This window comes from uncultured Pelagibacterium sp. (assembly GCF_963972885.1).
In the GTDB taxonomy this organism is placed as follows: Bacteria; Pseudomonadota; Alphaproteobacteria; order Rhizobiales; family Devosiaceae; genus Pelagibacterium; species Pelagibacterium nitratireducens.
Map to the genome: position 1 here is coordinate 1 of NZ_CAXAXY010000083.1, position 12,608 is coordinate 12,608.

The 12,608-nt window shown below is 59.7% G+C and carries 16 protein-coding genes; 7 read left to right on the forward strand and 9 right to left on the reverse strand.

Annotated elements, in window-relative coordinates; genetic code table 11:
• The coding region (locus tag AACZ55_RS12555; RefSeq protein ID WP_339646561.1) for a cbb3-type cytochrome c oxidase subunit I at nucleotides 1-968 on the reverse strand (968 nt) is incomplete at its 3' end.
• Between the two features lie 27 nt (nucleotides 969-995).
• Entirely contained in the window at nucleotides 996-1,901 is a 906-nt protein-coding gene (gene coxB, locus AACZ55_RS12560; RefSeq protein WP_339646564.1) for a cytochrome c oxidase subunit II, read from the reverse strand.
• A 318-nt stretch (nucleotides 1,902-2,219) separates the two neighbouring features.
• On the opposite strand from coxB, the gene AACZ55_RS12565 reads away from it, so the two are divergent.
• Nucleotides 2,220-2,714: an invasion associated locus B family protein gene (locus AACZ55_RS12565; RefSeq protein WP_338607578.1), complete on the forward strand. Its 495-nt coding sequence runs from the start codon at nucleotides 2,220-2,222 to the stop codon at nucleotides 2,712-2,714.
• A 161-nt stretch (nucleotides 2,715-2,875) separates the two neighbouring features.
• Here AACZ55_RS12565 and AACZ55_RS12570 read toward each other — a convergent pair whose 3' ends face one another.
• On the reverse strand, nucleotides 2,876-3,082 hold the full coding sequence (locus AACZ55_RS12570; RefSeq protein ID WP_339646567.1) for a DUF1127 domain-containing protein: 207 nt from the start codon (nucleotides 3,080-3,082) through the stop codon (nucleotides 2,876-2,878).
• Between the two features lie 146 nt (nucleotides 3,083-3,228).
• Between AACZ55_RS12570 and AACZ55_RS12575 the strand changes: the two genes are divergently transcribed.
• Nucleotides 3,229-4,140, forward strand: coding sequence for a LysR family transcriptional regulator (locus AACZ55_RS12575; RefSeq protein ID WP_339646570.1), 912 nt, complete (start codon nucleotides 3,229-3,231; stop codon nucleotides 4,138-4,140).
• A gap of 4 nt (nucleotides 4,141-4,144) precedes the next feature.
• Here the strand turns inward: AACZ55_RS12575 and AACZ55_RS12580 are convergent, their stop codons facing one another.
• Complete coding sequence (locus AACZ55_RS12580; RefSeq protein WP_339646573.1) at nucleotides 4,145-4,729, reverse strand: MarR family transcriptional regulator; 585 nt, start codon at nucleotides 4,727-4,729, stop codon at nucleotides 4,145-4,147.
• Between the two features lie 72 nt (nucleotides 4,730-4,801).
• Here AACZ55_RS12580 and AACZ55_RS12585 point away from each other — a divergent pair, with 72 nt between their 5' ends.
• Together AACZ55_RS12585 and AACZ55_RS12590 are read left to right on the forward strand one after the other, a co-directional pair.
• Nucleotides 4,802-5,779, forward strand: coding sequence for an ATP-binding cassette domain-containing protein (locus tag AACZ55_RS12585; protein ID WP_339646576.1), 978 nt, complete (start codon nucleotides 4,802-4,804; stop codon nucleotides 5,777-5,779).
• Nucleotides 5,780-5,793: 14 nt separating this feature from the next.
• Nucleotides 5,794-6,555 carry an ABC transporter permease gene (locus AACZ55_RS12590; RefSeq protein ID WP_339646578.1) on the forward strand — a complete coding sequence of 254 codons (762 nt, stop codon included), beginning with the start codon at nucleotides 5,794-5,796 and terminating at the stop codon, nucleotides 6,553-6,555.
• A gap of 1 nt (nucleotide 6,556) precedes the next feature.
• Here the strand turns inward: AACZ55_RS12590 and AACZ55_RS12595 are convergent, their stop codons facing one another.
• Nucleotides 6,557-7,936 (reverse strand): glutamate--cysteine ligase, encoded by a 1,380-nt coding sequence (locus AACZ55_RS12595; protein WP_338607584.1) that lies wholly within the window; start codon nucleotides 7,934-7,936, stop codon nucleotides 6,557-6,559.
• Nucleotides 7,937-8,037: 101 nt separating this feature from the next.
• Nucleotides 8,038-8,778 carry a 16S rRNA (uracil(1498)-N(3))-methyltransferase gene (locus tag AACZ55_RS12600; protein WP_339646580.1) on the reverse strand — a complete coding sequence of 247 codons (741 nt, stop codon included), beginning with the start codon at nucleotides 8,776-8,778 and terminating at the stop codon, nucleotides 8,038-8,040.
• A 73-nt stretch (nucleotides 8,779-8,851) separates the two neighbouring features.
• Here AACZ55_RS12600 and ubiA point away from each other — a divergent pair, with 73 nt between their 5' ends.
• Nucleotides 8,852-9,778: a 4-hydroxybenzoate octaprenyltransferase gene (gene ubiA / locus AACZ55_RS12605; protein ID WP_339646583.1), complete on the forward strand. Its 927-nt coding sequence runs from the start codon at nucleotides 8,852-8,854 to the stop codon at nucleotides 9,776-9,778.
• A 67-nt stretch (nucleotides 9,779-9,845) separates the two neighbouring features.
• Here the strand turns inward: ubiA and AACZ55_RS12610 are convergent, their stop codons facing one another.
• A complete protein-coding gene (locus tag AACZ55_RS12610; protein ID WP_339646587.1) occupies nucleotides 9,846-10,358 on the reverse strand; it encodes a DUF6101 family protein in 513 nt (170 codons plus the stop codon).
• Nucleotides 10,359-10,622: 264 nt separating this feature from the next.
• Here AACZ55_RS12610 and AACZ55_RS12615 point away from each other — a divergent pair, with 264 nt between their 5' ends.
• Nucleotides 10,623-11,462 (forward strand): 3'(2'),5'-bisphosphate nucleotidase CysQ, encoded by an 840-nt coding sequence (locus AACZ55_RS12615; RefSeq protein ID WP_339646590.1) that lies wholly within the window; start codon nucleotides 10,623-10,625, stop codon nucleotides 11,460-11,462.
• A 3-nt stretch (nucleotides 11,463-11,465) separates the two neighbouring features.
• A complete protein-coding gene (locus tag AACZ55_RS12620) occupies nucleotides 11,466-11,702 on the forward strand; it encodes a DUF4170 domain-containing protein (RefSeq protein WP_338607589.1) in 237 nt (78 codons plus the stop codon).
• Nucleotides 11,703-11,709: 7 nt separating this feature from the next.
• Here AACZ55_RS12620 and AACZ55_RS12625 read toward each other — a convergent pair whose 3' ends face one another.
• Together AACZ55_RS12625 and AACZ55_RS12630 are read right to left on the reverse strand one after the other, a co-directional pair.
• Entirely contained in the window at nucleotides 11,710-11,931 is a 222-nt protein-coding gene (locus AACZ55_RS12625; protein WP_014129671.1) for a DUF2093 domain-containing protein, read from the reverse strand.
• A gap of 46 nt (nucleotides 11,932-11,977) precedes the next feature.
• Nucleotides 11,978-12,608, reverse strand: a 631-nt coding sequence (locus AACZ55_RS12630) for an exodeoxyribonuclease VII large subunit (RefSeq protein WP_339646595.1), incomplete at its 5' end; no start/stop codon positions are given.

Sequence of the window (12,608 nt, forward strand, 5' to 3'; positions counted from 1 at the left end):
ATAAAGCCGACCGCACCGATCGCGACCATGGCCATCACCATGCCCAGATATCCGAAGATGGGCTTGCGCGAGAAGGTCGAGATGATGTGGCTGATGATGCCGAAGCCCGGCAGGATCATGATATACACTTCAGGGTGACCGAAGAACCAGAACAGGTGCTGGAACAGGATCGGATCGCCACCGCCCGCCGGATCGAAGAATGCCGTGCCGAAATTGCGGTCCGTCAACAGCATGGTGATGGCGCCGGCAAGAACCGGAAGGGCCAACAGCAGCAGGAACGCGGTGACCAGCACCGACCAGGCAAAAAGCGGCATCTTGAACATAGTCATGCCCGGAGCACGCATGTTCAGGATCGTGGTGATGAAGTTGATGGCACCAAGGATCGAGGACGCGCCGGCCAGATGGAGCGAGAGAATCGCGTAGTCCATGGCCGGGCCGGGCTGACCCGAGGTCGAAAAGGGCGGATAGATCGTCCAGCCACCGCCGACACCCATGGCGCCCGGAGGGCCTTCCATGAACAGGCTCATCAGGAGCAGCAGGAAGGCGGGTGGCAGGAGCCAGAACGAAATGTTGTTCATGCGCGGAAACGCCATGTCCGGCGCGCCAATCATGAGCGGCACGAAATAGTTGGCAAAACCACCGATCATGGCCGGCATCACCATGAAGAACACCATGGTAAGACCGTGCGCGGTCGTGAACACGTTGAACATGTGCTTGCCGGCATCGATCGAGGCGTCGCCGCCAACGCCATAGACCATCTGGGCCAGGCCGGGGAAAATCTGGATGCCCGGCTCGGCCAACTCCCAGCGCATGAAGCCCGAAAGCCCGCCGCCGATGATGCCGGCGACGATCGCGAAGATCAGGTAGAGGACGCCGATGTCTTTATGGTTGGTCGAATAGACCCACCGCTTCCAACCGGCGGGAGCTCCGTGTGCGGCATCGGAATGAGCTGCTTCAGCGTGTGCCATGTTCTTACCTTCTAATTCTCTTGCCGCTTACTGGATCGACGCCATCAGCGCAGTGTTGGCGTCGGCCAGGCTGCCTTCTTCCGCAGCCGCCAACCATGTATCGAACTGGTCCTGCTCGACGACGCGTACCGCGATGGGCATGAACGAGTGATCCTTGCCGCAAAGTTCAGAGCACTGGCCATAGTAAATACCGGTTTCACGGGCATAGAACCAGGTTTCGTTGTTGCGGCTGGTGACCGCGTCGACCTTGATGCCGAAGGACGGGACGGCAAAGGCGTGCAGCACGTCAGCGGCGGTGACGAGCACGCGGACCGTGGTGTTGACGGGAACAACCAGTTCGTTGTCGACGGCCAGAAGGCGTGGCTGGTCGGGCTTGTTGGCTTCGCGCTGCTCTTCATCGAGCATGATCGAAACGAAGTCGACGCCCTCGTCCATATACTCATATCCCCAGTACCACTGGTAGCCGGTCGCCTTGATGGTGAGGGACGGCTCGGGGACTTCGACGTCGCCGCCGAAAATCTGCGACCCGAGATAGGTACGCTCGCCATCCGGAATGGTCTGCTGATCGGCCAGAACGCCAAATGAGGGAATGGCGATCACAAAGAGAACCAGAACCGGAACCACGGTCCAGACGATCTCGATGAGCGTATTGTGCGTCACCTTCGATGGGGTTGGATTGGTGCGCTGGTTGAAGCGCACGATCACAACGATCAGCAGCACCAGAACGAGCAGCACGATCGCGGTGATGATCCACATCAAGAGGTTGTCATGGAACGCGATAATCGAATCCATGATCGGGGTAACCGCGGGCTGAAAGCCGATCTGACCTGGAACGGCATGACCGACCTGCTGAGCCGAGGCTATTGCCGGGATCAGCGCAAAAAACAGCGCGGCGAGTGAGGCTCTGACCAGACGGAAAGAAAATCCTGTCACCTGGACTTCTCCTGAACGTAATTTTTGTTATTGCGCTCCCTAGCATGTCCGCTCCGCGTGGCAAACGCCGCACGCTCCCGACTCATACTGGGGTGCCCGATTTTTCTCGTGGCAGCTAAACCACATGTTTTTGACCAAGGCAATTGGACTGGAGGTCACATTTCGTGCGTCAAATTGCGCCAATGGCGCCTTATGGGTGCCCCAGTTGTGGGATTTGTGCCCGGTTTGGCCCGCTCGTGTTGACAAGAACCGCCCTGCTGCCCGACACATCACAACAACCGCCCGCTTGCCGGGAACTGCCAGGAGACAATAGCTTTCATGCGCCATCTCGCACCACTTGCCGCCATTGTGGCCTCCCTTTGCCTCGCCGGCCCGGCAGCCGCGCAGGGCGCTGTCCGCTCCCAGCATGGAGATTGGCAGATGACCTGCGACCTGGTGCCCGGGGCGACCGAGGAACAATGCGCGCTGATCCAGAACGTTACAGCCGAAGATCAGCCCAATGTCGCGCTTTCGGTGATCGTGCTCAAGACGGCCGATCAGGAAGCACGGCTGTTACGCGTCCTGGCACCGCTGGGCGTACTTTTGCCGAACGGGCTCGGGCTCAACATAGACGGCGAGGATCTGGGCCGCGTCGCGTTCGTTCGCTGCCTGCCCAATGGCTGCGTTGCCGAAGTGGTCATGGATGACGAGTTGATGAGCCAGCTCTCAGACGGCGAGAATGCCATTTTCATCGTGTTCCGCACACCCGAAGAAGGAATCGGCATTCCCGTTTCGCTCAATGGATTCGACGAGGGCTTTGCCGCCCTGCCCTGACGTCCGGACACAAAAAAGCCGGACCGCAAGCGGTCCGGCTGGGGCTAGGAAACAAGGTCATAGGCAAAATCGACCCTGTTTCGGTCGGGCTCTCTTTGGACGGCCAGACGTACCGGCAAAATACGCCAAGCCAAGAGCCCGATCAGGACTTCAGCAAGGGGTCACTGAAGCCATTGGGCTGCGCGCGCGTTGCGGCGCGCATCGAGAAGCTGGCCGGCGGCAGCACCGCCATGGCGCATTGCTTCTGCGATATCGTAACGGGTCAAACCCATGTCGCTGAGCAGCGATGCATCCATCTGCATCATCGAGCGCAGCGTCGAACGGCGCATACCGGCACCGGCGCGGGATTTAAAATTGAACAGGGCCATGATCTTACTCCATCACCCCATCCACTCTATCGTTTTGATAGAGTTTAATGGGAGGCTTGTGTCTGACCGGTAGATAGGGGCTTGCCCTCCATTATTCAAACAAATAGATTTCATTCTCACGATCAATTTTTGTGATGGATTTGGCGATGGCCAGCCCCCTCGATCTGGACCAGTTGCAGACCTTCTGCGCCATTGCCGATTGCGGCAGCTTCACCGAGGCCGCGCGGCGGGTATACAAGACGCAATCGGCGGTTTCGATGCAGATCAAGCGGCTCGAAGAGCGGCTGGGACAGCCCTTGTTTCTGCGCGACGGACGCAAGGTTTCGCTGACCACGGAGGGCGAGGCGCTTTATGCCCGCGCCCGTCGCATGCTCAAGATCAACGCCGAGATCGTCGACATGTTCTCCAAGGACGATCTGGTGGGTAATATCCGCTTTGGCGTGCCTGACGATTATGCGGTCAAGCTCTTGCCGGTGATCCTGTCGAGCTTTCAGCGCACCCATCCGCGCATTACCGTCGACGTGCGCTGCCAGCCCTCCGAGGAGCTTTTGGCCGGTATGCGGTCGGGCCGGTACGACATCATCGTTTTCACGCAAGGGACCATGCATGAATTCGGCGAATTGTTCCGGACTGAAAAGATGTACTGGGTGGCAAGCCATGGCGGCCGCGCGCTGGCGTCCGATCCCCTGCCTCTGGCGTGCGGTCCGTCCTACTGCACATGGCGGGCCGATGCGGTCGAGGCGCTCAACCGCATCAACCGCGATTTCCGCATTGCCTATACCTCCTCTAACGCCACGGCGATTTCGTCGGCGGTCCTCTCGGATCTCGCTGTCGGATTTCTGCCCGAAAGTGCATTGCAGCCGGGGATGCGAGTGATTTCACAGGAACAGGGCCTGCCGCGCCTCAACGAGGCGCAAATCGCTCTGTTGCGTGCATCCCATGCCTATGGCGGAATTTACGACGCCCTGGCGACCCATATCGTGGAAAGCATGGGAAACCTTCCCGGCTCTTTTTACGCACGCGACGAAGCGACAGCCGAACCATCGGCCGCCGAGTAGCCGATCAGTCCTCGAACAGGTCCGGGGATACATCGATTCCCTTGTGCCGCGCAGCGCGAATAGTGGCCGTCATTGCCCTTGTGTCACGCTCGAAGGCGCGGGCTTCCACCAGTCGATCCTCCGGAGCGGCATTGGCGGCCGGCAGGTGGAGTTCGAGCAGGCGGGCGCGCTCGTTGTTTACTGCGGCGCTAATGGTCAGGTAGCGCAAAACCGCCTCAAGCTCGGCCTCGGAAAATCCCGAGGTCATCAGGGCGCCAATCTCTGCGAACTGCCCGAATATCCGCGCGACAATCGTTCTGGTGAACGGCGTCAGCTCGACCCAGATCTTGCGCCGGTCGGCTTCGTCGCGCTTGCGCACAATATATCCGGCCGTTTCCAGACGGTCGATGAGGGCCGTCACGGCCCCCGTGGTCAGGCCCGCCTGCTCGGCCAGTTGACCGGCCGTCATTCGCTGGTTCTGGTCGATCAAATCGAGGCAGCGTCCGTCGGTCCGGTTGATGCCGAGGAACCGGTTCATGACTTCATCGAAGCGCGCATTGGCCACCTGGTCCAATCGCACGGCCTGAGAGAGGCGCCCGCCAATCGACATCCGGCTTGACACTCCATTATCTTGATCGCTAAGATAATTATATATCAAGTTATCTCCATGGGCCAGCCGAAAATGACGACAGAGTTTCCGGAGACGATGATTTCAGCATACGGGCTGAAGCGGGTTTACAAGACAGGGAAATCGGAAATCAACGCAGTTCGCGGCGTCGATCTTACGGTCAAGCGGGGCGAGATTGTCGGTTTTCTCGGACCAAATGGCGCCGGCAAGACAACAACGCTCAAGATGTTGTGCACGCTACTCGAACCCACGGACGGATCGGGCACCGTTGCCGGTTGCGATCTGCGCGCCGATTCCGAAGGCGTGCGGCGGCGTATCGGTTATGTTTCGCAGTCAGGCAGCACGCTGGGCGACGCATTGGCGGGCAACGAGATCGTCGACCATGCGCGGCTCTACGGCATCGACAGGAAAACGGCGGTCGAACGGGGCAAGGCGCTGCTCAAGGCCCTCGACCTCGAAGGTATCTGGGATCGCAAATGCAACGCGCTTTCAGGCGGGCAGCGGCGGCGACTCGATATCGTCATGGGCCTGATCAACGAGCCGATGCTTGTGTTTCTAGACGAACCCTCTACCGGACTGGACCCGCAGAGTCGCGCCAATTTGTGGGGCCACATCAGCAAATTGCGCGACGAGATGGGCACCACCGTGTTTATCACCACCCATTATATGGACGAGGCCGACCAGCTCTGTGACCGCATCCTCGTCATGGATCACGGCGAAATCGTCGCCGAAGGCACGCAGGCCGAGCTCAAGAAGAAGATTTCCGGCGACATGGTGAGCATAACAGTGGCCGAAGAGACCCATGTTGCCGTCGCGGCCGAACTGGCCGCACAGCTTGAAGGGGCCGACACTCCGACCATCGAAGGGTGCACGGTCAGCCTGCATGTGCCCGAGGGCGGTTCGGTATTACCGCGCCTCTTGCGTGAACTCGACCGCAAGGGCGTCGAGATCATCGGCGTGGAACTCAAGCGCCCTACCCTCGACGATGTATTTCTGACCCTCACCGGGCGCTCGCTGCGCGAAGCGGCATAAGGGAGACCGCGGCAATGCGCTATTTAAACGAGACCCTTGTCGTCTTCCAACGCCAGCTTCGCCTGTCGCTGGCCAACCCGACATGGATGGCCATTTCCATTCTTCAGCCGATTCTCTATCTCACCCTGTTCGGGCCCTTGCTCGAGCAGGTTGCGGCAACGCCGGGCTTTCCGCCAGGTGACGCCTGGGCTGTTTTCGTACCGGGATTGCTGGTCCAACTCGGCATTTTCGGTGCTTCGTTCGTGGGCTTCGGAATCATTGCCGAATGGCGGTCCGGGGTCATCGACCGGATGCTCGTCACTCCGGCAAGCCGGTGGTCATTGATCGGCGGGCGCGTACTGCACGATACGCTTATGGTCATGGTGCAGGGCGCCATTCTGGTGGCTGCCGCGACGCTGATGGGCTTGCGCGCGCCGCTTGAGGTCATCATCCTGGGGCTTATGCTGGTGGGACTTCTGGGCGCCGCGTTTTCAGCCATCTCTTATGGAGCGGCGCTCTCGCTCAAAAGCGAGAATGCCTTTGCCCCACTCATCAACATGTTTGCGCTGCCCATCCTGCTGCTCTCGGGCATCTTGCTGCCCATGACGCTGGCTCCGGGCTGGTTGCAGATCGCGTCCGATTTCAACCCGATCAAACATGTCGTCGATGGACTGCGCGCCGTCTATCGCGGCGAAATCCTTGCCCCGGAAACGTTGCTCGGTTTTGCCATCGCGCTGATTTTCGTTCTGATCGGCGCCTGGTTTGGCGCACGGGTGTTCAAAGCGCAGACAAAGTAGTTCAGGCGGCGTGGCGGGCCATGCCGTAGTCGGAAAAGGCACGACTGATATCGCCGTTCCACTCGCCGCGATAGAGGTCCAAGAGGCGCTCTGCAGGCGTCTTGCCGGTCTCGATCGTGTAATCGAGGGGCTTGAGGAACACGGTTTCGTCGGCCCCTTCCCAATTGAGTTTGTTACGGGCCTTGAGCCCGGATCGCGCAATCGCCAACGCCTGCTTGGCGATATCGAACAGGGTACCATTTCTGAACGGCGTCTTGAGCCCCAGACGCGGGACCTCGTCGCGCAGCCTCTGGCGCTCCTCGTCGGTCCAGTCCCTGACCAGATCCCAGGCCGCATCGAGTGCAGTCTGATCGTAGAGCAGCCCGACCCAAAAGGCGGGAAGCGCACATATGCCCTGCCAGGGCGCCCCATCGGCGCCGCGCATTTCGAGGAACTGTTTCATGCGCACTTCGGGAAAAAGAGTGGACAGATGGTCTTCCCAATCCTTGATGGTTGGAAGTTCACCCGGCAATTGCGGGAGCTTGCCATCAAGGAAGGCGCGGAAACTTTCGCCGGCGCAATTGACGTATTCGCCCTTACGGATGACGAAATACATCGGCACATCGAGCGCATAATCGACATAGCGCTCAAAGCTCATGCCGTCCTCGAACGCAAACGGCATCATGCCGGTACGATCCTTGTCGGTGTTGAGCCAGATATGGGAGCGGAATGAGAGAAGGCCGTTCGGTTTGCCCTCAAGGAATGGCGAATTGGCAAACAGCGCAGTCGCCAAAGGCTGCAGCGCCAGGCTAACCCGCATCTTCCTCACCATGTCCGCCTCGGACGCGAAATCGAGGTTGACCTGCACGGTGGCCGAGCGGAACATCATGGAGGTGCCGAGCGTGCCGACCTTTTCCATATAGGGTTTCATGATGCCATACCGGCTCTTGGGCATGACGGGTATTTCATCGAGCGTCCATGTGGGCGTTACGCCAAGACCGAGGAAGTCGATGCCCATCGGATCGGTGAATTTGCGTAAGAGTTTCAGGTGCTCATTGGCCTCGGTGCAAGTCTGGTGGATGGTCTCCAACGGCGCACCGGAAAGCTCGAATTGCCCGCCAGGTTCGAGCGAAATCGCGCCGCCACCCAAGGGGTTGTTGAGGCCGATTACCTTGTCGCGATCATAATAGGGAAGCCATGCGGTTTCAGCCTGCACCTTGTCGAGCAGCGCTCCGATGCCACGCTCGCCCTCATAGGGGACGGGCCGATGGTCGTCGCGATAGAAAGTGAATTTCTCGTGCTCGGTTCCGATCCGCCAATCGGACTTTGGCTTGTTGCCGCGCGAAATCGCCTCGATCAACTGGCTTTTGGATTCGATCGTGGGCGAAGGCGTGTCGGCCATAGAATACCTCAAGAAATAAGGGCATGGTCCCATGCCAGTGCGGCGACAATAGCGGGCGCTGATTTCAGATCAATACCCTTTATCGTCATCTTACGATAAATCTACCAGTCACCGGCTACGGCCTGAATCAGGGCCAGCGCGGCCACCACCGCCGTGTCGGCGCGCAGGATTCTCGGTCCCAGGCTGATCGGCACCACAAAATCGCGTTCAAGCAATGTTTCGCGCTCCTCCTCGGAAAATCCGCCCTCCGGGCCGATCAATAGCCCTAATCGCCTCCCTTTTAGCCGGTTGAGCGTTTCGACCGGGGAAGCCGAAGCGGCCGCCTCATCGCAAAAGATCAAAATGCGGTCGGCATGGATATCGCGCCAACTGGCCAGAAGTTTGTCGAAACTGATCTCGGGCGAAATCTCGGGTACGCTGAGCACCTCGCATTGCTGAGCCGCCTCAATGGCATGGGCTTTGAGCTTATCGGGGTTCAGGCGGGCATTTTGCACATAGCGGGTGATGACCGGCTGGAGCTTGCCGGCGCCCATCTCGGTTGCCTTCTGGATCTCGTAGTCGAGACGCTTGATCGGTGCAAAACCGAACCAGAGATCGTTGGCCGGAGTTTGTTGGGCGCTTCGCTCGATCAGACGCAGCGACACCAGTTTCTTGGCGACTTGCACGATCTCGGCAAGAAAGGCGCCGTCCTGACCATTGAAGACAATGCAATTGTCTCCCGGGGCCCTGCGCAAGACGTTCACCAGATGGTTGGTCTGGTCTTTGTCGAGGTCAATTTCGGCGCCGTTCGACAGCGGGGTTTCGACATAGAGGCGCGGCAGGGTCTTATGGGTACGCGGCATGGGGCGGTTGACTTGAGCTTGTGAGCGGTTAGAGCCTTTTTGCCAGACAATGATGCGGCACAAAAGGCTATCCATGCACGAGAACACTCCGGGCTCTGTCGCCGATGCTCCGAAAGGCAATTGGGTCGACCGTTATGCACCAGCCTACGCCAAGCCCTATCTGCGCATGTCGCGGCTCGACCGACCGATAGGCTACCAGCTTCTGTTCTGGCCATGCGCCTACGCCTTGGGACTGGTCAGTGTCGCCACAGACAGCGCTTTCAACTGGTGGCATCTGGTCCTGTTTTTCATCGGCGCCATTGCCATGCGCGGTGCCGGTTGCACGTTCAACGACATTGTCGATCGGGACATCGACGACAAGGTGGCCCGAACGCGGTCACGGCCCATTCCGTCCGGGCAGGTCAGCGTGAAGCAGGCGGCAATCTGGCTGGTGGCGCAATCGCTGGTCGGGCTTGCGGTGCTGGTCCAGTTCAATGGATTTGCCATTCTCCTCGGTATCGCCTCGCTGGTGCTGGTGGCGATCTATCCGTTCATGAAGCGTGTCACGTACTGGCCACAGCTTTTTCTCGGGCTGGCCTTTTCGTGGGGCGCGCTTCTGGGCTGGGCCACGGAAACGGGGGCTCTGGCCTGGCCCGCGCTGGTTCTCTATCTGGGATGCATCGCCTGGACCATCGGATACGACACCATCTATGCGCTGCAGGATGTCGAAGACGATGCGCTAATCGGGGTGAAATCGACTGCACGGCTGGTCGGTTCTGACGTCAAGCCGTTCGTTGCGGCATTTTATGCATTGGCAGCGGTCCTATGGAGCGTTGCGGCACTGATGGTGGGCGCTGGACTTGTGTTCTTCGTCCTTTTCCTTTTGACAGTGGCTATGCTGGCCTGGCAGGTGGCGACCATCCAGCGCACCAATGGCGCGCGCAGCCTGATGCTGTTTAAATCCAACCATTGGCTGGGCGCTGCTCTGACAGCGGCATTCGTTATTGAGGGGCTATTCTAGGCACCAAATGCAAACGCCCCGCCAGTGGCGGGGCGGTATCTGCTTTCAGAGGTCGCAGGGAGTACGATCAGGCCTGCTTTTCACCGGGCTTGCGACGGCGGGCGAAACGAGTGCGACGTTCGGCTTCTGCCGAGAGCATGCGTCGGCCGTTTGAATTGCCAACTATGACGCCGTCGATCTGCTGGGAGTAGGCAACAAGCGCACCATCGCCAGAGCGGATGTAGAGGGGCAGCCGCAGTTTGCGGCCCCAGTTCTGCCATTCGGCCACGACGTTGGAATTGCCTTCTTCCTCAAAGACCCGGTAATTGAGGTCGTCATTTGAATGGATCAGTTCAATTGCGCTCGAGAGATTGCCCTCGTCGGTGATCCGGGTGGAGACGGCAACGCCGACATATTCGGCAACGGGAACCTTGATCTTGACCGTGACGCCACTCTTGTCGAGTTTGCGCCGCACGGTCACGGTCATCATGTCGTCGCGCCGGCCATTATCATTGGCCGCGTTATGAACCCGATGCCGCGGATAGACCGCGCCTTGCAAAAGAGTCGATGGAAACCCATCGACGATCATGCCGAAAACCATTGTGAGCCTTCCTGTCAACTTCCGAGAGCTTTTTGTTTTGGTGCTCTCTTTTCGTTGGAGCCAATCTAGCGCGGCGCTCTCATCATCGGCTTAAAAAACGGGGTTAAGTTTCTCTTGTGTGAAAATGGGTTAGCGGAATCTCACCCTGTGTAAGAAGCGATTAACCGCACCGCTTGCGCGCACCCGATTATCAGCCTAACAAGGGCGTAAAGTGCCGCCCGCGCCAGCGGAGGGCGCGTGACATTGATCGGTTTGGGAGTGGGCATGCCCACCACTGTCCCCCAGGGCATTAAAGACGATATCAAGCTGCTTAAATCGGCAGCGGTCCATGCGGGGATCATCGCGCTCGGTTTTTTCAGAACCGACATGCGAACCTGGACAAAAAATATCACATCTCCCGTTTCGGAAGCCGATATCGCGGTCGACAATTTTCTGTCCGGCGCCCTGCGGGCCGCGCGCCCCGATTACGGGTGGCTTAGCGAGGAAACCGCAGACTCCCCTGCTCGCCTCGAACATCGGCGCATTTTCATCGTCGATCCCATCGACGGGACGCGCGGATATATACGCGGGGAAGACAGCTGGACGATTTCGCTGGCCGTTGTCGAAGACGGAGTCGCAGTCGCCGGTGTCGTCTATGCGCCGGCGCGCGATGAGATGTATGTGGGCGGGCTGGGCCTGGGGGCGACGTGCAACGACGTGCCACTGCAAGCCGAGCACGCGCGTTCGGAATCTCCCCTCATTCCGGCACCGGCCGCCGTGCATCACGAACTCGCCGCCCTCGGGCTGAGCTATACAAAAGGCCCAGCCTATCCTTCTCTTGCCTACCGGCTGGTGCAAGTGGCCGCCGGCAAACTCGATGCGGCGGTTGCACGGCGCGGCGCCCAGGATTGGGATATCGCGGGCGCCGACATCATCCTTTCGGAAGCAGGCGCGCGGTTTGAGGACGTCTGTCTGGGCACCCCGCGCTACAACGGCGCCGATACGCGCCACGCGGCGCTTGCCGCGACGGCCGACATTTCACTATTATCGCCCTTGTGCGATGCCTTGCGCGTCGTTTATGGCTGCCCGCAACCCGATTCCGACAATCCAGAACCACAGGCTTAAGGCATGAGCGAAGCACCGGCCAAACAATTGCTCCACCTCGTCATCGGCGGAGAGATGTCCGCTCTGGAGGGCGTCGAGTTCAAAAATCTCGATGAAGTCGATATCGTGGGTGTCTATCCCAATTATGCTTCGGCCTATGCGGTCTGGAAACAGAAGGCGCAGATGACCGTGGATAATGCCGAGATGCGCTATTTCATCGTGCACATGCACAAGCTGCTGGATCCGGCCCAACCCAGCTGAAAGCGCGCTATTTCTCGCCGATGGACCGTTGGTAGGCCGTAAAGGCCGCCTGTGCGTCGGCGTAAGCCTCCTGCCTGTCCACACTCCAATAGGCCAGATCCTCGATAGGGATGGGCGCGTTGGTGATCGCGCAGCGCACGAAGGTGCCCGGCTTGACGACGACATAGTCGGCATCGAGATAGCGTATCTTGGCTTCGGACGGCGCAAAACCGGAATCGAGAATATTCATGAGCGGCTTTCCTCTGCGCCTTGTTTAGCGGGCTTTGGGATGGCGGTCAAAACAGACTTTCCTGTTCGCCACCGCCGCCTTCCGAGCGCGGCTTCCTGCGCGGAATCGGGGGCGCACCGGAAACGGTTGCAGCAATCGAGCCCTGCGCCACGTCAATTGTCAGTGCATCACCGGGTTTGACGTCATCGGACGCACGCACGAGATTGCCGCCGGCATCGGTGACGAGAGCGAACCCCCGGGCCAGCACCTGATGATAGCTGACCGACGACAGCAACTTAGACAGCCCGTCGAGCCTGGCCCTTCGGGTCTCTGCGATGCGGATGAAGGCGGGATCCATGCGGTTGGAGATTGCATCGAGATGGCGGCGTCCCTGAGCGATCAGTGTCGTCAAAAGACCCGGGCGCAAACGGCTGGCGATGGGCGAAAACGCCACCCGCGCACGCCCTGCCCTTGTCTGCAAGCCATGGCGCCCGCGCGTGCTCGCGGTTTGCAGCCGATTGGCGGCGGCATCGAGCCTCTGGCGCAGCAGACCGATGCCCAGCCGCCCAGCAACGCGCTGGTGATCCATGGCCTTGGTGTGCTGAGCGGCACGCAAGCCAGAGCTCAATCTTGCCGTTGCCATATCGAGGCGCTGGCGCTGGGTGGACACCAGGTCAGCGGCCCGAGGCAATCCAGCC